The 23,544-nt window shown below is 51.9% G+C and carries 18 protein-coding genes; 4 read left to right on the top strand and 14 right to left on the bottom strand.

All coding sequences use genetic code 11. The features are described 5' to 3' along the window. Positions 1 to 194 precede the first annotated feature (194 nt). Positions 195 to 1,385 (top strand): methionine adenosyltransferase, encoded by a 1,191-nt coding sequence (gene metK, locus BUA40_RS00450; RefSeq protein WP_072797180.1) that lies wholly within the window; start codon positions 195 to 197, stop codon positions 1,383 to 1,385. Positions 1,386 to 1,492: 107 nt separating this feature from the next. Here metK and BUA40_RS00445 read toward each other — a convergent pair whose 3' ends face one another. The 5 genes from BUA40_RS00445 to BUA40_RS00425 all read right to left on the bottom strand — a co-directional run bounded on the left by BUA40_RS00445 (position 1,493) and on the right by BUA40_RS00425 (position 10,004). Beyond that, on the bottom strand, positions 1,493 to 3,220 hold the full coding sequence (locus tag BUA40_RS00445) for a pectate lyase family protein (protein ID WP_255369136.1): 1,728 nt from the start codon (positions 3,218 to 3,220) through the stop codon (positions 1,493 to 1,495). A gap of 133 nt (positions 3,221 to 3,353) precedes the next feature. After that, positions 3,354 to 4,220 (bottom strand): hypothetical protein, encoded by an 867-nt coding sequence (locus tag BUA40_RS00440; protein ID WP_072797178.1) that lies wholly within the window; start codon positions 4,218 to 4,220, stop codon positions 3,354 to 3,356. 2 nt (positions 4,221 to 4,222) lie between these two features. Then, positions 4,223 to 8,329 (bottom strand): C25 family cysteine peptidase, encoded by a 4,107-nt coding sequence (locus BUA40_RS00435; RefSeq protein WP_255369135.1) that lies wholly within the window; start codon positions 8,327 to 8,329, stop codon positions 4,223 to 4,225. Positions 8,330 to 8,369: 40 nt separating this feature from the next. Next, entirely contained in the window at positions 8,370 to 9,242 is an 873-nt protein-coding gene (locus BUA40_RS00430; RefSeq protein WP_143149641.1) for a hypothetical protein, read from the bottom strand. 9 nt (positions 9,243 to 9,251) lie between these two features. Then, a complete protein-coding gene (locus BUA40_RS00425; RefSeq protein WP_072797175.1) occupies positions 9,252 to 10,004 on the bottom strand; it encodes a hypothetical protein in 753 nt (250 codons plus the stop codon). Between BUA40_RS00425 and BUA40_RS00420 the strand changes: the two genes are divergently transcribed. Then, the gene (locus BUA40_RS00420; RefSeq protein ID WP_072797174.1) at positions 9,999 to 10,490 is read left to right on the top strand and encodes a peptide chain release factor family protein; all 492 of its coding nucleotides are present in this window, start codon (positions 9,999 to 10,001) and stop codon (positions 10,488 to 10,490) included. The two genes, BUA40_RS00425 and BUA40_RS00420, sit on opposite strands and share 6 nt — an antisense overlap. A gap of 66 nt (positions 10,491 to 10,556) precedes the next feature. After that, the gene (locus BUA40_RS00415) at positions 10,557 to 11,795 is read left to right on the top strand and encodes a hypothetical protein (protein ID WP_072797172.1); all 1,239 of its coding nucleotides are present in this window, start codon (positions 10,557 to 10,559) and stop codon (positions 11,793 to 11,795) included. On the opposite strand, the gene BUA40_RS00410 is transcribed toward BUA40_RS00415, so the two are convergent. Then, entirely contained in the window at positions 11,792 to 12,247 is a 456-nt protein-coding gene (locus tag BUA40_RS00410; protein WP_143149640.1) for a hypothetical protein, read from the bottom strand. The genes BUA40_RS00415 and BUA40_RS00410 overlap by 4 nt on opposite strands. 100 nt (positions 12,248 to 12,347) lie before the next feature. Between BUA40_RS00410 and typA the strand changes: the two genes are divergently transcribed. Continuing rightward, complete coding sequence (gene typA, locus BUA40_RS00405; protein WP_072797168.1) at positions 12,348 to 14,180, top strand: translational GTPase TypA; 1,833 nt, start codon at positions 12,348 to 12,350, stop codon at positions 14,178 to 14,180. Between the two features lie 149 nt (positions 14,181 to 14,329). Here the strand turns inward: typA and BUA40_RS00400 are convergent, their stop codons facing one another. The 8 genes from BUA40_RS00400 to radC all read right to left on the bottom strand — a co-directional run bounded on the left by BUA40_RS00400 (position 14,330) and on the right by radC (position 23,487). After that, positions 14,330 to 15,073: a hydroxymethylpyrimidine/phosphomethylpyrimidine kinase gene (locus BUA40_RS00400; RefSeq protein ID WP_072797165.1), complete on the bottom strand. Its 744-nt coding sequence runs from the start codon at positions 15,071 to 15,073 to the stop codon at positions 14,330 to 14,332. A gap of 13 nt (positions 15,074 to 15,086) precedes the next feature. Beyond that, a complete protein-coding gene (locus tag BUA40_RS00395; RefSeq protein ID WP_072797163.1) occupies positions 15,087 to 16,394 on the bottom strand; it encodes an MgtC/SapB family protein in 1,308 nt (435 codons plus the stop codon). 62 nt (positions 16,395 to 16,456) lie between these two features. Beyond that, entirely contained in the window at positions 16,457 to 18,136 is a 1,680-nt protein-coding gene (locus BUA40_RS00390) for a sensor domain-containing diguanylate cyclase (RefSeq protein ID WP_178299482.1), read from the bottom strand. 39 nt (positions 18,137 to 18,175) lie between these two features. Then, on the bottom strand, positions 18,176 to 18,661 hold the full coding sequence (locus BUA40_RS00385; RefSeq protein ID WP_072797159.1) for a dihydrofolate reductase: 486 nt from the start codon (positions 18,659 to 18,661) through the stop codon (positions 18,176 to 18,178). A 45-nt stretch (positions 18,662 to 18,706) separates the two neighbouring features. Next, positions 18,707 to 19,519 (bottom strand): thymidylate synthase, encoded by an 813-nt coding sequence (locus BUA40_RS00380; protein ID WP_072797157.1) that lies wholly within the window; start codon positions 19,517 to 19,519, stop codon positions 18,707 to 18,709. 19 nt (positions 19,520 to 19,538) lie between these two features. After that, a complete protein-coding gene (locus BUA40_RS00375; RefSeq protein ID WP_072797155.1) occupies positions 19,539 to 19,778 on the bottom strand; it encodes a hypothetical protein in 240 nt (79 codons plus the stop codon). Positions 19,779 to 19,889: 111 nt separating this feature from the next. Continuing rightward, on the bottom strand, positions 19,890 to 22,601 hold the full coding sequence (locus tag BUA40_RS00370) for an OmpA family protein (RefSeq protein ID WP_072797153.1): 2,712 nt from the start codon (positions 22,599 to 22,601) through the stop codon (positions 19,890 to 19,892). Positions 22,602 to 22,782: 181 nt separating this feature from the next. Continuing rightward, complete coding sequence (gene radC / locus BUA40_RS00365; RefSeq protein ID WP_143149639.1) at positions 22,783 to 23,487, bottom strand: RadC family protein; 705 nt, start codon at positions 23,485 to 23,487, stop codon at positions 22,783 to 22,785. Positions 23,488 to 23,544 lie beyond the last annotated feature (57 nt).

Below are 23,544 nucleotides of genomic sequence, written 5' to 3'. Positions count from 1 at the left end.
GGCGAATCAACGCAAAGATACAAAATAATCCGTAAAAAGAACAAATTGGTCGCCACAAGGGCTGTTTGGAGTTGTCAGAGTTTATGCATTTTTGTACATTTATGCATAGAAAAACACAAACCCGTTTTTTCAGCGCTTGGGAATGCTCAAAAACGCGACATTCTTTTTGGTGCTGAAAACATTAAGGAGCCTACATGGCACATTATCTCTTTACTTCTGAATCGGTGTCCAAGGGACACCCGGACAAAGTTTGCGACCAGATTTCTGACGCTATCCTCGACGCTTGCCTTGCGCAGGACCCGAACAGCCGCGTGGCTTGCGAAACGCTCGTGAACACGGGCCTCGTCGTGATTTCCGGCGAAATCACCACCAAGGCAGTGATTGACTACCAGCAGATTGCACGCAAGACCATCAAGGGTATCGGCTACGTGAATCCGGAACTCGCCTTCGACTACAAGGGCTGCTCCGTGCTCGTCGCTATGGACAAGCAGTCTCCGGACATCGCTCAGGGCGTGGACGCCAAGGCCGCCGACGGTAAGGAAGATGACAAGCAGGGTGCCGGTGACCAGGGCATGATGTTCGGCTACGCCGTCAATGAAACTAAGGAACTGATGCCGCTCCCGATCAGCCTCGCCCACAAGCTCATGGAAGAAATCCAGAAGCTCCGCGAACAGGGCAAGATCAAGTGGCTCCGCCCGGACGCCAAGTCCCAGGTGACTGTTGAATATGACGAAAACGACAAGCCGGTCCGCGTGGACACCGTCGTGATTTCTACCCAGCACGACGAATTCGTGAACGGCAAGGAACTCAAGCACGCCACGATTGAAAAGGAAATCATCGAAAAACTCATTAAGAAGGTGATTCCGGCCAAGCTTTTGGACAAGAAGACCCGTTACCTCGTGAACCCGACCGGCAAGTTCGTGGTCGGTGGCCCGCACGGTGACTGCGGCCTTACCGGTCGTAAGATTATCGTCGACACCTACGGCGGCATGGGCCGTCATGGTGGTGGCGCATTCAGCGGTAAGGACCCGTCCAAGGTCGACCGCAGTGCCGCTTACGCTGCTCGCTATGTGGCAAAGAACATTGTGGCTGCAGGCCTCGCCTACCGTTGCGAAGTCCAGCTCGCCTACGCTATCGGTTACTCCAAGCCGGTGTCCGTTCTCGTGAACACCTTCGGCACGGGTAAGATCAGCGACCGCGAAATCGAAGCCATTGTCGCCAAGACCTTCGACCTCTCTCCGGCCGGCATCGTGAAGATGCTTGACCTGAAGAAGCCGGGCTATCAGGCTACCGCCGCTCTCGGCCACTTCGGCCGCACGGGCGCACGCTTCACCTGGGAAAAGACCGACAAGGCCGCCACGCTCAAGAAGCTCGCCAAGATTTAGGCTGCGGAGGTTTCGCAACCGCTAAACGGCGCAGGCCTAGCGCAAGATATAAAAACGGCCCCGAGATTTTCGGGGCTGTTTCTTTTACATGCCGAAGCGATTCGCGTTTATTTCACTGCGGTAAAGTAGCTTCTGCTTACGCCCGGAGCGGTAACGCGTACCAGGTACACGCCCGCGGGGAGGCCTGCGGTCAGTTCACGCGTGTTACGGAGCATCGACTGCGAGACATTTTCCGTTTTACGGACAAACTTTCCGTCGGTCGCATAGACACTCACGGTGTATGCACCTTGCTGGAGCGACAAGCCCGAAAGCATCGGGATGGCCGTCTTGGATGTATCGCCCAAACTCGTGTCGCAGACAGTCGTATCCTTCTTCGAGGTGTCCGGCGAAACCACCTGCGCCTTCACAAGCGTTACTTCGAACTGGTCGATATTCGGGCCGTCATTGCCGCCGACTGTTGCGAACTTAACCGCATTTTCGCCCGCGGCAAGACTCACGAGAACTTCCTGCGTATTCCAGGTCGTCCACGCCCCCGTCGCCTTGAACGATGCGGTCGCGGTGTCGAGGCCCGCACTTACAGCAAGACTGCGCGCCTCGCCAGAGCCGTTAGCGAAATCGATTTCGAACTTATACTGGCCCGCGGTATCCACTTTCACGGGCACGACCACGTTTCCGCCCTTGTCAAAGTTCACGTATCCGTCACCGTGAAAGCCCGAGTTGCTGCTTTCAGAAACGCCACCCGTAATGGAGCCCTTTTCGGCCTGGTACTGCTTATCGGGAGTCGGAGGCGGCGGCTCCACATAGTTCGCATCACATTCCGTAGGGCTCTTGAGTGTCGCCCCCGCGTTCGCCTTCACGGCGGCTTCCACCTCGCTTGCCGGCAGCATGAAGCCTGTGTAATCGTAGGGCGGCGTAAACGACGTTCCCGTGCCCTTCGTGTTGCCCGAGCAGTTCGTAAAGATGTTGTCGATTACCTCGTTCACGCCGGTGCCGTTCGCGTTGCCGGTGTAAATCGGGTTTGCCTCGTTGATGAACACATTCCGTTCGGTACGCACACGGCACATGTGGCCTGCCGAAACACCCAGCACGTCGGTACCGCCTGTAACGCTTGCATCGCCCGTCAAAAGGTTGTTTACCACGTGCACGTTCCCGTAGCGGCAACGCGGTTTACGCTGGTTTGCAGCCTTCCACCAGTTGAACATGTAGGTCACATTCAGCTTGCCCTCGCTTACGGGCTCGTTGTCGGAACTGCCGATAAGGTTCGAGAGGTTGTGCGTACTCTTTTTCTTGTAGCCGAATATGCACCACGTAAACGTTACATTGTCAGCGCCCTTCACCACGTCGGCGTTGCCATCCTGGCCGTCCCAGAATTCGCAGTGGTCTATCCAGATGTTCTTGGAACCGTCGTTTTCGATGGTGAGGTTGTCCCACGCCTGGTCGGCGTTGCTGCCCGGGCCCTGGATAACGATGTTGCGGACAATGATGTTCGAGGCCTTGCTGATGTGGATGGGAGCCTTCAAGAGCGTTCCCGGTTTAAGGCCGATAATTGTCTTGTTGGAGCCGGTAATATTCAGGCGGTCGCCGGTCGTGCCGCTCCAGCCGCTACCGAGGGTTCCATCGATGTAGATAACTCGCGGCGAGGAATCCTTCGCGTATTTTTGCAAATCGGCGAATGTCGTTACCGTAATGGGGGTTGCGTTACCGCCTCCGGTCACTTCGAAGGGGGTCGACGTACGGCCCGAACGGGTCGCCCAGCCGATGGGCTTACACTGGTCCACCGCGGCGGACGCGCAAACCGCGAACCCACACAGAATAGCCAAAATTCTGGAAGACATTTCAAACATCCGTGATACTCCTTGCGTCACCAACGCTTTTTTATAAATCTACCCTTTTTTCGCACAGAAAGGGCGTTTATGGCATAAAAAAGCATTTACAAGTTGTCCACGGACACGCATGTAGAGCGGAGGCTTACTTCTTCTTTTTGCCAGCGCCTTTTTTCTTCTTGTCCTTCATTTCGACGCGGCGGCTACCGGAACGCAGGCGTTCCCACGGGCCAAAGCTCGAAATCGAGAAAAAGAACACGTAGAACCATACGGCATACGCCACAAACTGGATTACGGCATAAGCCCAATTGCGTTCACCCATGTCAAAGGTGATGGCAGCAACGAGCAACAAGGCACCACCCATTACCGGCACCAGCAACTGCTTGGCCGCCTTCACCAAGGCACCGGCCTGCGGCACACCAGCAGCCAAGTGCTTGCCAGCAACCACGGCAAAAGCCATTGCACAAGCAAAGGCAAATGCAGAATGCACGCCCCACACAAGGCCAGCCGAAGCGCCAAACTTCGAAGAGACTATCTCAAGTATTCCGCTCAGGAACAGCCAAGAAACCGCGAACGGAAACAGCGCACAGGCCACCGAAAGCTTCACGAAAATGAACATGACAATCGCCACCAGCGCCAACACGCCATACATTGGAAGCGGCATACTTTCGGCGCCACCAAGCACATACAAGCCTGTAAACGAAAGAAGCGCCGCCACCACCGAGGCAATCCCCGCACGGGCTCCGCCAAACACGACAAACATCACCACGCAAGCAACGCTTGCCACGCCAAGGTAGCGAGCCGATTCCCACAAGGCTTTTGCACCTTCTGTTTCGGCAAGCCACATTCCAAACGCTTCAGAAGATCCGATCGGGAGCGATACAATTTCTTCCCAGCCTGTAGCCACAAACGAGACCGTCGCAATCACCATTACGACGAGCGAAATCAAACGAAAACGCAACATCCATTCCAAAAAAGTCTGAACTTTCCCAGGCTTTTCTCTCAAATCCATAATTACCTCGAAATAAGTAGTTTCTGTTTTTTAGTCCAAGTTTTCTTTCCGAAATCACCACTAGCGGCCACGGTGCTGCGCACCACGTAATGGTACAGGCCGTTTGCAAGGGGACGACCGTGATTGTCGCGGCCATTCCAATGAGTCACACCCGAAACAGCATCTTTAATCACTTTCACCAATTTGCCGTTCTGGTTGTAGATAAAGATGTCTACCTTCGAAGTTCTGTTATCGGGAGTCAAATTCTTGAAGTAGAACGTTGTTCCTTTTTTGCCCATCGGGTTCGGCACGTTGAATACATCGGCAAGACCGGCTTCCATGTCGTCCGTAATTTCAACATTCAAAGTCTTGGTCGACACATTATCCAAAACGTCCTTTGCAAACACCTTGAACACGTACTTGCCCGCAGGATACTGTTCCGAAGTAAAGTTCATGCGCAATTTTGCGCGCTTCGAAGTCTGTTCCAGGTAAGGCCACGGGTGGAACGGATCCTGAACGCCCTCGATTTCAAAGGCAATACCTTCGTCGGCATGTTCTCTGTAGTCGATTGCGGTAGAATCTTCGACAATCACCTGCAAGCATGCCGGAGATTGCATCTTGACCGTTTCTCCATCAGCAAAATTCGTCGCCACGCCGCCATAACAAGGCTGAATCTGAATTGTCGGCGGCAACGTATCGTTCAGCGAATCTGCATAATCCGAGATTCCGCTAATGACCAGATTCCTGAGCCAGGAACGGCCGACAGAACTTTCGTTCGTAGAATAGGCCCAAGCGCTAAATTCCGCTGTCGTGTCGCCAATGGAAATCTTGCGGGGAGTCACAAAATTCGTAGAGAATTTGCCGTTCTTCACCGGAATCTTTTCAGAATAAATCAATCCCCCATCATAGAACACATCGAGGGAATCATTATTCACTTCCAAGGACATTCTCTTATAGATACGACCTTCACGCAACACCAAATCAATATAGCCGTCATCCATGCCTTCTACAGTACCGGACAACGCCATACGATCCAGACCCTTGATAGAGTCAAGGGGCGTATCCAGCGATATCTTGAAATCACTGCTGGGCATGCGAATCACCGGTTCACCTAAAAGGACGTAACGTTCATTGTTATAGCGTTGCCTATCGTAGTCCAGGCCAACGGAACGCTTCGTCTTAAGAACAGCCATGCCAATGGTTTCGCCATTTTCCATCAAGGCGTTCATCAGGATACTCTTTCCGAAATTCGAATTATAATCGGCAAAGGTTTCGCGAGTCGCACCAATAGAAACAATAGAACCCGCATTAGGAGCCACCAGGAATTCTTCGGAAAGCGAACGGCTTGTACCTTCGTCAAAACGACCGACCGTACAAGAGAAGGATCCCAAAATGGTATAACGGCCCTTATTCGAAAGCTTGGGAATGTAGCTCGGTTTCAAAAGCCCTTCACTAGCCCAATCCGTCTTGGAACCGTGTCCAAAGTAAGTCGTAAACAGGGCGCCTTGATTCAAAATATTGATGAAGTCATCAGCGGCCCCCTTCTTCTGGCTTGCCGCATCTTCCGGATAATCCAGCAAATAGACCTTCTTGAAACTCCAGCGTTCCTGTTTGGAAATGGCCATTTGATCAAGAGCCTTCACTACGGATTCCTGGTACCACGTATGCTTCGTCATATCGTCCATGCCGCTATTTCGAGCGTCATCGGCCGCATGCAACAAGGTGGAGCGCCAATCCGAATAGTCCATGACACCTTTCTTTTCGTAATCCTTCGCCTTTTCGATGTAGTTGGCAAATTCCGTCACCGAAGAAACCGGAAGTCTACCCACCGAGACATCCAAATCATAACGGCCGTACATCACCGCTTCTCCGGAATCGAGTACGCCAAAGAAGTCTTCGACCACAGCGTCTTCTTTTTCGAAAGGCGGGAAATAAGATTTCGACAACTTGCTGTCAAAGCCGCGATAGTCAAAATTGCCTGCGCCCACAAGCAAAACGTAGCGGAAGTTCGGGCATACAGAATAAACGTAAGAAATGTAGTTGCGAACTGCCACCGGCGACAAACGTCCACCCGTATAGTGGTCATAAATATCTTCAAGAGTCACCACCGAAGTCGGAATCGCCTTCACAGAAGATTCGTCATTGCGGAACTCGGCCAAGGCCTTTGCAGGTTCCAGAAATTCAGTAGGCGTGATAATCAAGTATTCCAATTTCGAATTGGGCTTCGAAAGATCCTTCAGAACGCCATCGCCATAATCAGGAATGCCTTCGACCTTCAGTCCCGAACGGTACACGTTCTCGCGGACAGCCAAGTACCTTACATCTTCGCCGGCAGGAATGCTATCCTTCGCCACCGTTCCCGACGCCGCCAAGAAGCCAACCGGTTTCAGGTTCGAGAATTTCAGGACCTGAGTCTGCGCCGGAACAGGAACATTGATCACACCCGAAACAGCTCCGCCGGGCAAGAGCCATTCTGCGGAATCAACCACAGGGTTCCACTGGTAAGCAACCGTAAAGCCGTCAAAGCGGTCAAACTGTCTGTTGTTAGGCAGCATTTCAAGAACATACTGGTTGCCCTGCATCAAAAGCCCCGGATTATCCATGCGGAGATTACCGCCCGGAATAAGCTCCATCTCATAGCGTTCTGCGCGAAGGCCATTCACTTCCAAAGCAAAGACAATAGAATCCATGCGTTTTTTATAGTTGCCACTCGAAAGCGTCAGGTTTGCCACCTGATCGAAGCCCTGGACTGCCGAATTAGCCCACAGGGAACGGTGCGGGAAATAGCTCGTTGCAACATACTGCTTGCCTCCCTCCACCATGCCAGGCAAGTCAACGATTTCCCTGATTTCGTCATTGGAAAACGTGACACGGGTGGTTTCAAAACGGCCATGCCATTTCCAGAACCATTCCTTACCGGTCGCTCTTTCCCAGTCCAGTTCCTTTCCAAAGTAGGTGTCACGCAAGAGAGCATCTTTTTCGGCACGGACATAGCGCAACCAGGCAACATCTTTTCCATTCGCCGAAGGAGCCGCCACCTTTTGACTCAGGCGGAGTCCCTTGCCGGAATTTTTATAGCCGAACAGGAATTTCTGGTAAAAGGAATACGGAGAATAGGAATGGAAATAATCCATTTTTCCATTCACGAACATCGGATCTTCACGGTCGCAACGTTTCCAGAATCCACTGCCATAGCCGACAAAAATAATGGAGTCGCCATCATTAAAGATGCCATCGGGAGTACTGCCTCCAGGAGTATGGTCACGGACTTCGATGGGAATTTCAAAAATCTGGTTCGGCTTGCGTTCTTCTATACCAGGACCCATATCCGCCAAGGTATCGGGCGACGCACCATAAAGGCAAATTCTTTCTACAGGAATACCATCGATGGCATTTTGACGCTGCAACAGCACAAGCGAATTACGGATTGCGCTAAAGGGAACCGCATACAAGCCATCTTCGCTGAAAGAGGCCATGCTCCTGTCGCCCTTGTCACCCACCTGGAGTCTAGCCAGGAACGAAACATCGCCCAAACCGGCGTCCGCTTCCTTGCGCAAAGCCTTCATAGACTTGGCCCTAGACGTTCCAAAACGGGAAGCCGCTACAGGGTTTGCCACCTTGGAAAGAGCACGCTTGCCCGGATTGACCCCGCTTACGGAACCGTTGAACTGGACATTCAAGCGGAAATTCTTGCGGAGAGAAACAGAGGAACCATTCTTGACATAAAGGGGAACGCGGATATCGGTTATCCAGAGTCCATCGCGCAAGAACGGTTCAGAAACATTCACCGGCAAAATGCGCAAGGAATCCGAAGTTCCACCAGGGCCGCCCTTACAAAGAGCCTTTCCCAGAGGAACCAATTTAGAATCAGTCACAGAAACAGATGGCTTCTGATTCGACGGAACAGCGACATAGTAATGGCGGAAAGGAACCGCATTGCCATCCAAGTAGGCAGCGTTTTCAGGCAGGAAAACTCCGCCACGGTCACTAGGATCCAAACATTCATGAATGTTGGATTCAATAACATTATCGTCCAAGACAAATCGGTTCTTGGAATCCTCGACCACGCGGGCAAAAGAACAAATTGCCCCCAAGGCCACAAACAGAGTTATAAGTACTTTGGGCTTCACGCTACTAAAATAGCAAATAGCGGGAGCCCAGATTTACTTTTTAGCGGCGAATTTCCAATTCCGAATAGCCATTTCCGTTCGTGCGGAATTCAATGGTTTCTCCGGCTGCCGTCGTAGCCTTGAAAAGCTTGAAAAACGAGGGGGCAACGCCACGTACAAGAATCGCCTCCAGCTCGGAGCGTTTCAGCATCCATTTGGAATTCCAGGCAGGCATGTACCAATGCCACGGCTGCCAATTGAACACACCACGAACCGACTGCACAAAGGCCCTAAGCATCAAGGAATATTCATACTTGAAATAGTCTTCATAATCCGTCAGAATCGAAGCCTTTTCGTCAAGAGTCCTCGAAGCGTAATCCTTTACCATGTAAAGGGGTTCGTCGCCCTTCTTGTCGTAAGAGAAAATCATTCCCGACGGAAGCAGTTTCACCTTCAGGTTGTCCTTGTCGCGGTGAGCATATTCCGTTTCAGAAATTTGTCTGTAATCCCTGAGAACTACGTCGGGGCGAAGAACCGGATTGATCGCCAGCGGTTCCGGTTTTGCATCAAGGGATTGCAGCTCGTAGAACAGAATCGTCTCGCCATTTCCCTTGGGCAAAAGTACCGCAGCCAAAGGCTTTGCGCGTTCCGTAATCACCCACACCATTTCAGGCTTGTTGGTGCCTTTCAGCATAGGTTCCAGAACCCCCATCAGCGACGGGTCCTTGACACCGTTCACGTCCCATTCCATCCAGGTGCCCGTACCGCCTACGGAATCCAGCGTCGCAAAAAGGCGTTCGCCACTAAACGGCTTCTTGGATTCGACAGCGCCAACGACCTTTGCAGAACCGGCCGTATAAGGCTTACCCTTGGGTGCGGCCCATAAGCAGACCGCAGACATCAACAAGACAGCAAAAAACTTAAAATGTTTCATCCGCATTTATTAGAACCCGATCGGTTCGCAAAGAGAATCGTCCAGCCTAGAATAGGTCATGTGGTATTCGCGGTCCAGCCAGTAGAGTGCCAGTTTCTTGTTGGTCCAGCTCTTCTTGACGGCCGTCGCCTCGATACCCTTGGTAATCAGGGGCACCGTTTCGACCAGGTCCAGTTTCCAGGACTTATCGTCCCATTCAAAAATCATGATCGGCACTTCGGGGCTCTGTTCAAGTCCGATGCTTCCGCGGTCATTCTTGATTTTCATGGGTCCCAATTTCAGCTTGGTAAAGTTATGCATGATTCCCGCCTTCGACATATAGAGCCACAGCATGCGGTCTTCGGGAACCTGCCACAGGTGTTCGCGTTCGTAAAGGCGGTAAAGCAGAATCGAATAGATTTCGTAGAACTGGCAAGTATCCAAATCCTCGGGTCTGTACGTTCTCGCATGATTTTCCAACGTGTCGAGCCAGTATTCCGAAGAATCGGTCAGCATGGCATAAAGATCGTCGGCAGGCGTATCTTCGTGAATAGCGTTCAGGAGATTCTGGAACATGGATTCGAGCATGGCCTGCTTGTCGTATTCGCGGTGTTCCACCTTTTCGTTCTTGATTTCTGCCGATTCGCCAAGAGTGGCGTCCACCAGGGATTCGTTGCGCGGATCGTTCGTATCTTTTGCATTCGAAGAACCCGCACAGGCCGAAAAGATTACACCAAGCCCTATCGCAAGGGCCACAACAAATGTATTTTTAAGAGTATGCATCGCGATACCTATTTAAAAATGACGCTGGACGAACTGCTCCGCGCTTGCACCCTCAAGGGTTTTCAAGGGTCGGGCCCCGGCGGTCAGCACCGCAACAAGACCAACACGGGCGTTCTGCTCGGTTTACGGGATTTCAATTTAGAAATCAAATCGTGCGAAGGCAGGAGCGCTCACGAAAACAAGGTCCATGCGCTACACCGAATGCAAATGGCCCTGGCCTTGCAGGTTCGCGAAACCCCCGCCAACCCCGAGATGCCCTTCCCGGGCAGTAACGGCCACCTGCAACCCTCCAATCCCTTGTTCCCATTGTTCGTCGCCCACGTTTTCGACATCATGGCGACCAAAAACGGCGACACCAAGGCGGCAGCGGCGGCATTCAACCTGACCCCCAGCGCCCTGGTCAAAATCCTGCGCCAAGACAAAGCCTGCGCCACCAAATTGCAAGGAAACCGCAAACAAAACGGACAAAAGGCTCTAAAGCTCTAAATTTTGAACCGTTTTTTCAATTTTAGCGTGTTAATAAATAGGACCACTCAACCAAATGGAGGTAATATGAGTCCTATTAGAACAAAACACGCAACCATGGCCACATCTATCCTTTGTGCCTTAGCCCTCTGGAACTGTGGCAGCGAAACCCACGAAACCAGCGCCACCATCAGTGGTGCAGAACACGCATCCGTCGCGCTCAAGCTGCAATACAGCACTCCCCCGCTGTTAGACAGCCTGGTGCTGGACTGCTACGGAGCGGACACGCTCCACTACGTACGCTCCGCCGACAGCGCCCTCTTTAACATGGACCTGTTCCCTAGCGACAACTGGTCCTTCAAGGCTGAAATCTATGCCAACGGGGCCCTGATGCAGGTGGGCGAACTGTCGACCAAGCTGGAAGCCGGTTCCATCGAGAATCTTTCCATCCAGATGCACCCCATCGTAGGGTTCGTGCTAGTGGAAGTTCCTACGGGGCTAAAGAACGAAAGCGGTATCGCCAGCGGTACCATGATTCTCACTTCGGAAAGCGACCGCTACGAAATTCCCATGGTGGAATCTACTGGGAAAATCTACTTCAAAAGCGACATGCTGAAGCTCGGCGTCGAATACGATGTGCAGATTTCTCTCTTTGACTCCGACGGGAACGCCATCTACAGCTTAAGTGACAAGTTCCTGCTCACCGAAGACAGCCCGGTACCCAACCTGACCTTGAACTCCCTCCGGAGTAAAGTAGCTCTAGGCATCCAAACCGCAGAGGAGCGTCATGTCGAAATCACGCTGCCCCTGCGAGCCGGATTCCGTAAGCCAAAGGCCGACGACCTGCTGATTACGGAATACTACTCCGCCCCCAACGCCAAGGATAGCACTCAGTATGAATTCGTTGAAATCTACAACGGAAGCATCGACACCCTGCTCCTGGACGACTGCGTTCTGGGCATCACCAGTTCCAACGCCCTCAAGCGTTACGCTCTCACCGCAAGCGAAATCCTGCCGGGAGCAGCCCTGGTCTTGGGCGATGCCGTTTCCGAAAAGACTCCGGCAGAACACGTGAACACCGACGGTTGGAGCGACATGACCAACAGCAAAGGGAGCATTATCTTGCAATGCGACGGAATCACCCTAGATTCCCTGTACTACGCAAGCGCCCCCGACTCGCTGCACACCAACGTCGTTCCGGCTCTGGGTAGCGGCAAATACAATCAAAGCGGCCAACTGAACATTGACCGCTGGAAAGTGCGTTCGGATTCCTCGTCTTGGTGCCTTGACGCACCGACTCCGGGCGAACTGTATTTCTGTAATTAAGCGTGAATCTGCGTATTGGCCCGTTCCACGTCGAAAAGCCTACGAAGCAATTCGGTGCGGGACGGATCACGTTCTTCAGCAAGAGTCAGCGGACCCATGTTCAGGGCCACCAGGATAGAACCCGGATAATTGTTCGCGCTCTTGATGAAGTCGCTTGCGGAAACGCCTTCGGTGTAGAAGTCGACAACGAAAGTATCCCAGTCGTCGTTTTCAAGCTGTTCCTGGGCTTCTGCCTCGGTCTTTACGGCCTTGATGGTAGCACCCACCAAAAGGTCGGTCAGCACGGTAAGGCAAGCTTCGCGGTGCGAATCATCTTCTTCCCAAATCAGGATACGGCGGTCGCTATAGTCGCGAACCTGGGGGGTCTGGGCAAGGGAGTCCTCGGATTCAAACTTCTCGAGGGCAGCTTCGTCCATTTCTTCGTCATCAAAATTGTCGAATTCTTTTGCCATAGTAGCCCAAATATAGTAAACTTGCCCCAAAAACATTGCCATAATCGGCTATAATTTCTAAATTTGCGCGCAAAAATAAACGTCAATCAAAAGAGCCATTATGGATACATCTAAAATCAGAAACGTCGCCATTATCGCCCACGTTGACCACGGTAAGACTACCCTGGTGGACCAGCTCCTCAAGCAGTGCGGAACCTTCCACGAAAACGAAGAAGTGAACGAACGCGTGATGGACTCCGACAACCTGGAACGTGAACGCGGCATCACCATCCTTTCCAAGAACACGAGCGTCATGTACAAGGGCTATCGCGTGAACATCGTCGATACCCCGGGGCACGCCGACTTCGGTGGCCAGGTGGAACGCGTGCTCGGCACGGTGGATGGCGTGATTCTGGTGGTGGACGCCTTCGAAGGCCCCATGGCTCAGACCCGCTTCGTGACCCAGAAGGCCCTTGAAATGGGACTTATTCCTATCGTGGTCGTGAACAAGATCGACCGTGACGGCTGCAACCCGCACGCCGCTCTCGACAAGGTGTTCGACTTGTTCTGCGAACTTGACGCCAACGAACAGCAGCTGGACTTCGACAAGGTGTTCGGTTCTGGCCGTAAGGGCATCTGCAAGGCCGAAATGGAAGACCCCGATGGCGACTTCCACATTTTGATGGACAAGATTATCGAACGCATCCCGGCCCCGAAGGGCGATCCGAATGCAGAACCGCTTCTGCAGATTGCCTCCCTCGAATACTCGGGCTTCCTTGGCCGTTTGGCCGTGGGCCGCGTGCAGCAGGGTACCTTCAAGCCGAACATGACCGTTGCCCAGGCTATGACCGACGGCAAGGTCAAGAACATCCGTATCCAGAAGATTCTGCGCTACGAAGGCCTGACCCCGCAGCCCATCGAAGAAGCCGGTCCGGGCGACATCATCTTGATTGCCGGTCTCGACAACTTCGACATTGGTGACACCCTTTCTTCGACGAACAATCCGGTGCACCTCCCCCGCATCCATATTGACCCGCCGACCATCTCCATGCTCTTCACCGTGAACACCTCGCCCCTGGCCGGTAAGTACGGCGGAAAGTTCATGACGGGTAACCAGCTCCAGGAACGTCTGGAACGCGCCCACATGGCAGACCCCGCCCTCCTCGTCGAAAAGGTCGACGGCGCTTCTACCTTCAAGGTGTCTGGCCGTGGCATTCTCCACTTGACCATCCTCGTCGAAAACATGCGTCGTGAACTCTATGAATTCACCATCGGGAGTCCGCAGGTGATTTTCAAGACCGACGAAAACGGCAAGCTTCTGGAACCGATCGAAGAATTCAAGGTCGAAGTGCCGAACGAATTCAGCGGCGCCTGCATCCAGGAAATCAACACCCGTAAGGGCGAAATGGTCAACATGACCACCGACGAAAACGACCGCGTCACTCTCGAATACCTCGTTCCGAGCCGTGGCCTTATCGGTATCCGCCCGAAGCTGTTGTCCCTTTCCAAGGGTTACGCCATCAGCCAGTCCATCTTCAAGGACTACGAACCGTACAAGGGCGAAATTCCGGCCCGCGTGAACGGCGTGCTCATTGCGAAGGAACCGGGCGAAGCCGCAAGCTATGCCCTTTCCAACCTGGAAGACCGCGGCTACCTCATCATCGGACCGGGTGCCGAAGTTTATCCGGGCATGATCGTGGGTGAACACAACCGCGACGTCGACATCATCGTGAACGTGACCAAGGGTAAGCACCTTACCAACATGCGTTCCAAGTCTGCCGACGACATGATTCAGCTGACTCCGTACCGCCGCCTGACTTTGGAAGAATGCGTCACCTTCATCAACGAAGACGAATGCATCGAAGTCACGCCGGAAGTGCTGCGCCTCCGCAAGACCGAGCTCGACCCGATCAAGCGTAAGCAGCTCTCCAAGCGCCCTGCAGAAGAAGATTAATGACTAGGGAGGAGGAAATCCTTTCCCCCTCCCTAAAACCCTCCCTGCATTAACAAACATTCGTTTGTTAATGAGTGCCTTCGGCACGGAGAAATTCATAAAAATTTTAAGGCACTCTATCGAGTGCCTTTTTTTTGTAAAGGGGAAATCTAAACCAAGAACCCGAGGCGGCCTTCGCCAGTTTGCAGGTATTCGTTCATGTAGTTCTTCGCGATTTCGCAGGCGGTGGGAACGTCTTTGCCAAGCGCAACGTTCGCAAGGATTGCGGAACTGAGCACGCAGCCGGTGCCGTGCTTGCCTTTACCGGGGAACCTCGGACTGATAAACTTGAACTGTTCTTCGTTATACCACAAGGTATCAATCGATTCCTTGCCGCGAGCGTGGCCACCCTTCAGTAACACGGCAAAGTCGCGGCCCATCTTAATTTGACCGCGGGATTCCGCAAGGCCCAAGCCCAAGTACGCGAATTCATCTTGGTTCGGCGTCACCAAGTCAATGGACTTCATAATCGGCAAGAACTTTTCGGCATCGCGCATAAAGTGGAAACCAGCACTCGCACTTGCAATCGGATCCCACACGATGAATGCATCCGGAGACTTTTCACGGACAAATTCCACAATACGCTTCAAAGTACGCGCCTTTTCAACAAGGCCGATTTTCACGTACTTGAACTTATGTTTTTTAAAGAGTGTTTCGAGCTGAGCCTCGATGCGGTCCCAAATGACCCAGCCAGGGGCAACAAATTCTTCTTCGTTCTGTTGAGTGAGCGCCGTACAGACCGCCTGCCCGTAGACGCCAAAATGCGCCATCGTCTTGATGTCCGAGATAAAGCCTGCTCCGGCAGAACCGTCAAAGCCCGCCACCGTCAAAGCGTGAATCATTTTTTCACCCATACCCTATCCTTTTTTATAAGAACGCATAATACCCGATCAACCCAGCAGTCACAAGGCAAATCAAGATGACAGCAGGCAATATCGGACGACGCATTGATTTTGCACCCAAGAAAAATACCAAGCCACCCTTCGTGATCGTATTGGCAAGGCTAGCAAACAAAAGCGCCAGCACCAGTTCACGCACCGGTAGTCCCGATTTCAAGTTCATGTCAATCACCGAGAACGCCACCGCATCCATTTCAGCGGCACCGCCCAAGAAGCTACAAGCGAGCAACGCCCCCGAGCCCAGGTAAACGCGAGCCGCATTGGCCACGAACATCACACAGGTAAAGATGACGCCAAACTTGATCGCAGGCAACAGTTTGAAGGGGTTCGTAAAATCAGCCGATTTCTGCTGGTGATTGCGGAATTCCTTCAGCTTGAGGTAAAGCGCATAGCCCAGCGCCGGCACCACAGGCAATAGCAGCGGCAGCGCAAGGGGGCCAGCCAAAGAGCTACTCAAGAAAACGCAAATCAAATAAAGACGAGCATACATCACCGCCCAGCTCAGCACAATTCCGAGCGTAAAGTCCGAAGCGTAAGCCTCGTTTTCACGGCTGCGCCCTGCCAAATTCAAGGTCAGCGCCGTACTGCTGGCAAGGCCGCCGAGCAAGCCCGTAAGCCAAATGCCTTTGCCAGGCCCCACAAGCTTAATCAGACCGTAGCCCACAAAACCGATGCCCGAAATGAACACCACAAAAATCCAAATCGACCGCGGATTCAAGACTTCAAGTCCCGGCGGGCCATAAGAATTGTTCGGAAGGAACGGCAGCACCAACGCCGTAATCACCGCGAATTTCACAATGGCAATAATGTCTTCTTTAGAGAGGCGCTGCGCAAAAGTATGCAGCTGTTCCTTCGCCGAAAGCACCCAAAGAATCACCACCACAATCACGCATGATTCTAGCAAACGGCCATACCAACAAATGCCGCCCAGCAAATACACGATCACTACCGCGACACTGGTTGTAATACCGTCACCACCAGGCAAATGTCCCCCAGTAGAATCATCCTGCCTACGGTGACCAATCGCAAAAGACACGTGCATGGCCATTAAAAGCATGCCCACAACAACAAATCCGGTAATAAAAGGCGCCACACCGCCCATCTGGTCCGAAAGCAGTGCCGCCATGGCCCCCGCGAGCCCCACAAGGGTAAACGTACGAACACCGGCCGGATGCCTATCCGACTGGTCGTAGTAAGTGTGTTCGCGCTGCAGGCCAATAATCAGGCCTATGCCAATCGCAGCCGCCAAACGGTAAAACACATTAAAGTCTAGCATGTCTTTAATATATATTAAAGACTCAAAACAAGAAACAATAGACGAAAGAAAATATCAAAAAATTATTCTTTCCGAGCCGACTTCGACTTCATGGACGATTTCATGGCGTACATGCGCTCATCTGCCAAATGATAGACCTTTTCGGCGTCAATGCGCTGTTCTTCGGCGACACTGAAAGAATACTCCAAAAACTCATGTTTGAAGGCGATGCCATAGGCAACTTCCAAGGGAACCGGCAAATTGACGCTACTGGCTTTTTGAAGTTCCATCATTTTTTTTACAGCGTTCTTCACGTCAGCCACATGTTCACTGCGAACAATGGCTAAAAATTCATCGCCACCCACACGAATGGTCGTCCCAACGCCCTTAAAAGCTTCCTTGAAAACTTCTGCAAAAGCCTTAATGAATCGGTCACCTTCATTATGACCATACCGGTCATTCACCTCTTTAAGGCTATTCATGTCTATGCTTACAAAGGCATAATCACCAAAGCTCTTGTCAAGAATTTCGAAAATCTGCTGGCACTTGGCACGGTTGTAAAGTCCCGTCAAGGCATCCAGATAGGCCATCGTAGCCAACGCTCCCTTTTCGGCGCGGTCTTCCAAAATATATACCAAATAAACGACATAGCTTTGTACAAGCGACAGCACAAAGCCAAGCGTACCCAGAGGAATCCAAGACGATTCCAGCAACGAGTTATCGACAGCGAGATAGCGGGCGAAATTAAAGCGAAGCAAGTCCGCCACGACCATCACCACAAAGAACAAAACTCCACGGGAAAGAATCTTTCCGGACTCATCCATTTTTTTGTTGTAAAGAATACCGGAATAAACAAAGTATGCCAACCCGGCAATAACAACCACATGGAAAAACGCAAGCATTTTGGGGTAGAACAGCAACCCCGTAAAATGAAGAATCGATGCGACCACCAAGTAAGCAACTTCATAGATCACCAAGAACTTCATGACCTGAGTCTTGGAATGATTAAGACGCGTCTGGTGCATGTTCCAAAGCAGCAGCGTAAACGGAATCGGTGCAAAATAAAGGCAGATATATTCAAGGGTCGTATTGAGAGTCAAATTGTACGACACAACCTGAATCAGTTTCGTATAGCACATTGTCCAAGTGCCAAACGTAAATGACAGGAGCCCAATCATCAACAGACGAAAATAATTGACACCGTATATCCGCATGACGGTTCCAATCAGGACCGCAAGCACACCAAACAGAACAAGGAATATCCCGATGACTAGAGCAAAAATATGGCGCGAGGAATAATCGCTCGTAGCGTATTCTTCTGGCAAAAGTTCATATTTCGAGAAAGTAATCTTTCTTTTGTCTATTTTCTCGACAAGAACCACTTTCAGCTTTTGATGGTCGCCATGGTTCAAGTGGACATAGTGGTAACCGCATCCCGGAAACACGCGGTTTTTACCATACTCATACACACTTTCGCCGTTTTCGAAAACCTCGACAGCACTATGCACCGTTCGAAATCTGAAAACGGAATGAGAAAGCAGGTTCGCAGAAATTTCGCCTTCCAATATCAGCGAATCGCCGCTCCTGAGTCTCTTAGGGAACGTGTAGTTCACCAGAGATTCAACTTCGGTCTTTTCGCCCTTGTATGTAATAGTCCAACCTTTATCAAGGTAGACATGTCGCGGAGCTACGCCATTGGATCGAACCGCCACCAAAAAAACGACAAACAGCAAGAGCAACACTACAGCCGAAACAGATGTCACCCACAAATATTGCTTATGAATTGTTTCCGGCTTGACCAATTAACGCTCCCAGACTTCAAATGTTGTCGGATAATCGTTCTTTTCGTCAGCTTCGAAACGTTCTTCGCTCACCTTATGCCAACCGTCGCCCCATTCCGGGAACAGCACATCGCCATCGACATCGGCAAGTACGCGAGTCACATAAAGCTTTTGCACCAGGGGCATGGCTTCGCGGTAAACCGCCGCGCCGCCAATGATAAAGCATTCCGTTTCGTGGGCGGCGCGAGCGCTCTCGATCGCCTGAGAAAGATTATTGCAAACAATGCAGCCAGGAGCTTCAAAAGCCGCATTCCGAGTCAGCACGTAATTCGTGCGGTTCGGAAGCGGGCGTCCAATATCATCGTAATTCTTGCGGCCAAGCACAATAGAATGGCCCGTCGTAATCGCCTTGAACCGCTTGAGGTCCGCCGACAAATGCCACGGCAAATGACCATCGCGGCCGATTACATTATTCTGAGAAATTGCGACAATTGCAGAAATCAACATCTCTCGTTTCTCCTCTGTAGGGCGCAGCCCGTTCTATCGTCTAAGTTATACGGCTATAGGCGCCTTGATGGTCGGCCACGGGTCGTAATCCACCAGTTCAAAGTCTTCGAACTTGAATTCAAAAAGATCCTTCACTGCCGGATTCAACTTCATGGTCGGGAGCTTGCGCGGCGTACGAGTCAACTGCTCGCGGGCCTGTTCAAAATGGTTCGAATACAAATGCGTATCACCCAAAGTATGAATGAATTCACCCGGTTCGTAGTCGCAAACCTGAGCCAGCATCAAAGTCAAGAGTGCGTAAGAGGCAATATTGAACGGAACCCCGAGGAAGGTATCGGCACTGCGCTGGTACAGCTGGCAGCTAAGCTTACGCTTGCCAGAAGCGCCTACACCACCCACGTAGAACTGGAACAGGCAGTGACAAGGCGGCAACGCCATCTTGTCTACTTCAGAGACATTCCATGCGCACACCAGGTGACGGCGGGAATCGGGATTGTTCTTGAGGCTGTTGACCAAATTCTGAATCTGGTCGATGTGGCCACCATCAGGGGTCGGCCAACTGCGCCACTGATGACCGTAAACCGGACCAAGGTCGCCGTTTTCGTCAGCCCATTCGTCCCAAATGGTCACCTTGTTGTCATGCAAATACTTGATGTTCGTATCGCCCTTCAGGAACCACAGCAATTCATGAATAATCGAGCGCAAATGAAGCTTTTTTGTCGTCAGGCAAGGGAATCCCTTGGACAGATCGTAACGGCACTGGCGGCCGAATACAGAGCGCGTACCCGTACCCGTACGGTCAGAGCGGTCCACACCATTTTCCAAAATATCTTTAAGCAGATCGAGGTATTGTTGCATAGTTGTAATTTAATAAAAGTTACTCGCCGAATATTTCCACGCGCTTGTACTGCTTCACCTTTTTGTCTTCGGTGACCGCCTTTTCACGCAAAAGGGCATTGACCGCCTGCAAAATCAGGTCTTGCGTATGCTTGGGCACGGGCTTCTTGCCGAGGCGCGCCTTCTGCACCATCTTGTGGTTCAAATTGGCCGGGAGCATTTCCACCAAGTCGTGGTTGGAGGCTTCCAGAGAATGGAGGATTTCGTCAAGTTTGGTCATAGAGGAGTAGGAAGTTAGAAGTAGACAGTAGGAAGTAGGAAGATATTTTTGATTAAGATAGAAAAAGTCCCCGGCGGTGTGCCGGGGACTTTATTCAAAGGTTAGCGAAGATTACTGAACCAAGTTGCTTTCGCACTGGGTACCGTCGTTATCCGGCGTTACGAAGTGCATTTCGATACGGCGGTTCATTTCGCGGCCTTCGGCGGTGCTGTTGTCATCCACCGGGCAGCTGGAACCCATACCGATAGCCTTGATGCGATCCTTCTTGACGCCCGCCTTGGTGAGCACCTTCATCACTTCCTTAGCGCGGTTTTCGGAAAGTTTCTGGTTGGTCTTTTCCTTACCCACGTTGTCGGTGTGACCCTGGATCACGATCTTCAAATCCTTGTAGCTATCTTCTTCGACGAGCTTCTTAGCCACGTTCTGGAGGATCTTCTTAGCGTTGGATTCCAAGGTAGCCTTGCCGCTCTTGAAGGTCACGCCATCGAGCTTTTCGACAGCCTTCTTCGGGCAGCCATGGCCGTCGTCACCCGGTTCATCCGGGCAGCGGTCGATACCGGTACAAACGCTTTCGAATTCCTTCTGGAGCTTCTTGGTAGCAACCCATTCAGAGCAGACGCCGTCCTTATCCGGGTCCGGATCGTCTTCAATCGGGCAACCCTTGTTCCATTCAGGACCAGCTTCGAGTTCGCAACGGTCATAGCCATGGCACATTTCAGCGAACTGGTCAAGCATCTTCTGCTTGGTCACCCACGGAGAGCAGAGGGAGTCGCCATCCGGGTCCGGGCTTTCCATCGGGCAGCCCTGAGCGAAGGCTTCACCGGCTTCAGTCGGGCACTTGTCGACGCCAGAGCAGATACCGTCATACTGGTCGAGCATATTCTTTTCGGTCACCCAAGGATCGCAGAGGCCGTCCTTGTCGGTATCCGGGTTGCCGAGCGGGCAGCCTTCGTTAGTAGCCGGGCCGAGTTCGGTCGGGCACTTGTCGATACCCTTACAAGACTTGTCAATGAACCATTCCTTAGCCATTGCTTCGTCTTCAGCAGCCTTTTCGAAGTAGAAGCCCATCTTCTTTTCAGTCACCCACGGGTCGCAGAGGCCGTCGTTATCGGCATCCGGATCATCCCATGCGCAACCCTTGTTGGCAGCAGAACCGGCTTCACCCGGGCACATATCGTAACCCTTACAAATGTCGGCGAATTCGTTCATGGCGCCTTCGTCAGTCACCCACGGAGAGCAGAGACCGTCACCATCCGGGTCCGGCTGCTTGGTCGGGCAACCGTTGAATGCCGGAGAACCAGCCTGAGCCGGGCAATCGTCAATGCCTTCGCAGACATTAGCAAACTTCTTGAGCATCTTCTTCTGAGACACCCAGGCATCGCAAACGCCGTCACCATCAGCATCCGGATTGTCGAGCGGGCAACCATCGTCGCCTTCGCCAGCTTCGTTCGGGCACTGGTCAACGCCTTCGCAAACATCAGCAAATTCAGATTCGAATCCCTTTTCAGCAACCCAGGCATCGCAAACGCCATCTTCATCAGCATCCGGATTACCCAGCGGGCAACCCTGATTCAGGCGGTGACCGATATCGTCCGGGCACTTGTCTTCGTCATCCGTAATACCGTCGCCGTCGCGGTCCTGAGCCAGCAGGAAACCGCTCCAAGTGATACCGCCGTACACGGTGAACTTCGGGTTGACGCGAATACGGTCAGCATGGACAGCGTCAGCTTCCACAAATTCCGTCAAGTAGCCACCATTTCCATCCGAAACCATGGCACCATTCTCCATAGCCCATGCAGTAGCAATGGCTCCAGAGCGGTCGCCATCTCTCATGACTTCCACACCGGACAGGAACTTGTCAGCACCGAGGTGATAAGAAGCACCCAAGTGGATATCGACACCCACCGGCAGGTGGAATACCAAGGCGCCAGTCAGCTGCTTCATGTCAAGCTTGCCATCGCCATTGGCTGTACACAAGTCACCCATGCAGTATTCGTAATCATCCAGCTGGATATCCCAGTAGAATTCTGCAAAGAGAGACATGAATTCGAGGAAATAAATTTCAGCAGCAGCACTCATGAACGGAAGTGACTGATATTCGTCATTCATGGTATAGCGATAACCGCCGTTCAAGTGGAGCAAGAACGGGAAGCCGTCGCCACCGTCCAGCTTGCTGACATCCATCGTCACGGCAAGACCGCCCTTAATGGTGGTCACCTTGTTTCCGAAGGGGTAAGCAACGCCGTTCTTCTTGTTGATGTATTCCGGTTCACGAATCCACAGGCCCTGCTTGGTCGCATTGGACGTACCGGCAGTCACACCACCGAACACGGCAACATCGAAGACCTGGTCTTCGGGGAGCGGGAAACGGATCTTAACGTCACCCTTCAAGTTACCCACATATCCAACCTTCGAGTTAGAAATGGGACCCTTTTTATTGACATCTTCTGCAGTAAACTGGTCGTAGTAAACCGGCAACGTAACACCGACATCGAAATAATGCCAAATACCAATGGCAAAACCGATATAAGCCGATCCACCCAAGAAATCGCCAACCTTAGCGTTTCTTTCTTGTGCAAATAAACCTGCATCAACATAAGATTCCGTCAAGGCATATGCAGGATCTGCATCATTATTAGGGAACATGTCATTGCCAAAAGCGGCATCGCCCAAAAGGGTAAACACTAGCTTGGAATGACCAAGGGACTGAGCTGCCTGGGTCTTGTTCACACCCACGAAGCCTTCCTTGTTGATTGTCTGGGGATGTCCTGCAAAGGCAGAAGCTGCCAAAGCAAGGGCAAGGCCCATAGCTACCTTTTTCATAGCGTCTCCTTATAGTGGGCGGCCTACCAAACAAGGCTACCCGATTTAACTAATGTAAATATAACTTATTACTCAAAAAAGCAACAAAAAAATGCGTTTTTTTTTAGAAATCGCAATGAAAATCACACAACAAACCATTTGTAACATTTTTGTAATATTTGAAATTTTGTAGACTCCGGGCCTAAATCGGCTGGAAAGTTTTCTCGAATAACTCCGGCTGCTCCCTGCAAATACTCGAAAATCCCCCCTTCCCCACAATGACATGGTCCAAGACGGGAATCTGGAGTATCCGGCCCGAAGCACAAAGGACCCGCGTAATGGCCAAATCTTCCAGGCTGGGTTCCAACGATCCCGAGGGGTGATTATGGGCAAAAACCACCGAAACGGCACGGTCTTCAATCGCTTTGGCAAAGGCCTCACGGGGGTGTACAGGAGTCTTATTGACAAGCCCTGTCGTAATTTCATGCACCCGGATGACGCAATTGACCGAATTCAGGGTCACCACCACCAAGTGTTCCTGTTCCTCGTACTTCAAAAACGAAAGCCGCGACATCAAATCTTCCGGAGCCATGATCGGATTCGACTTGGCGCTCAGAATATACCGTCCCGAAAGTTCGAGGCAGGCCAGAATTTGGGCAGACTTGACCTTGCCAAGTCCCCGAATTTCGCGAATTTTGTCTAAAGTGGGCACCTGGGTCTGGTCCGAAAGGAATTCTGCCAGGTGGCGAGAAAGCTCAAAGACATTGCAATCCTGGTTCCCGCTGCCAAGAATCAGGGCGAGCAATTCTTCGTTCGTAAGGGCCGACGCCCCGTATTTTTCGATTTTTTCGCGGGGCAAGGAATTCCGAGCCGATTTGTCGTGCAGCATCATTTGATTTAGATTCATAAAACATCCTTTTGTAAGGGGGATCTACTTTATATACGCTGGAATTGAAAATTCGGT

Source organism: Fibrobacter sp. UWT2, assembly GCF_900142545.1.
Taxonomy (GTDB): Bacteria; Fibrobacterota; Fibrobacteria; order Fibrobacterales; family Fibrobacteraceae; genus Fibrobacter.
This window is presented reverse-complemented; position numbering and strand designations above follow the sequence as displayed.

Bases quoted from the DNA above. Each gene is read 5' to 3' on its own strand.
- radC (WP_143149639.1), bottom strand. From the start codon at position 23,487: ATGAATCTAAATCAAATGATGCTGCACGACAAATCGGCTCGGAATTCC.
- BUA40_RS00420 (WP_072797174.1), top strand. From the start codon at position 9,999: ATGCATCGCGATACCTATTTAAAAATGACGCTGGACGAACTGCTCCGC.
- BUA40_RS00375 (WP_072797155.1), bottom strand. From the start codon at position 19,778: ATGACCAAACTTGACGAAATCCTCCATTCTCTGGAAGCCTCCAACCAC.
- BUA40_RS00430 (WP_143149641.1), bottom strand. From the start codon at position 9,242: ATGAAACATTTTAAGTTTTTTGCTGTCTTGTTGATGTCTGCGGTCTGC.
- BUA40_RS00445 (WP_255369136.1), bottom strand. From the start codon at position 3,220: ATGTCTTCCAGAATTTTGGCTATTCTGTGTGGGTTCGCGGTTTGCGCG.
- BUA40_RS00380 (WP_072797157.1), bottom strand. From the start codon at position 19,519: ATGCAACAATACCTCGATCTGCTTAAAGATATTTTGGAAAATGGTGTG.
- BUA40_RS00370 (WP_072797153.1), bottom strand. From the start codon at position 22,601: ATGAAAAAGGTAGCTATGGGCCTTGCCCTTGCTTTGGCAGCTTCTGCC.
- typA (WP_072797168.1), top strand. From the start codon at position 12,348: ATGGATACATCTAAAATCAGAAACGTCGCCATTATCGCCCACGTTGAC.
- BUA40_RS00395 (WP_072797163.1), bottom strand. From the start codon at position 16,394: ATGCTAGACTTTAATGTGTTTTACCGTTTGGCGGCTGCGATTGGCATA.
- BUA40_RS00425 (WP_072797175.1), bottom strand. From the start codon at position 10,004: ATGCATACTCTTAAAAATACATTTGTTGTGGCCCTTGCGATAGGGCTT.
- BUA40_RS00400 (WP_072797165.1), bottom strand. From the start codon at position 15,073: ATGGGTGAAAAAATGATTCACGCTTTGACGGTGGCGGGCTTTGACGGT.
- BUA40_RS00410 (WP_143149640.1), bottom strand. From the start codon at position 12,247: ATGGCAAAAGAATTCGACAATTTTGATGACGAAGAAATGGACGAAGCT.
- BUA40_RS00440 (WP_072797178.1), bottom strand. From the start codon at position 4,220: ATGGATTTGAGAGAAAAGCCTGGGAAAGTTCAGACTTTTTTGGAATGG.
- metK (WP_072797180.1), top strand. From the start codon at position 195: ATGGCACATTATCTCTTTACTTCTGAATCGGTGTCCAAGGGACACCCG.
- BUA40_RS00415 (WP_072797172.1), top strand. From the start codon at position 10,557: ATGAGTCCTATTAGAACAAAACACGCAACCATGGCCACATCTATCCTT.
- BUA40_RS00385 (WP_072797159.1), bottom strand. From the start codon at position 18,661: ATGTTGATTTCTGCAATTGTCGCAATTTCTCAGAATAATGTAATCGGC.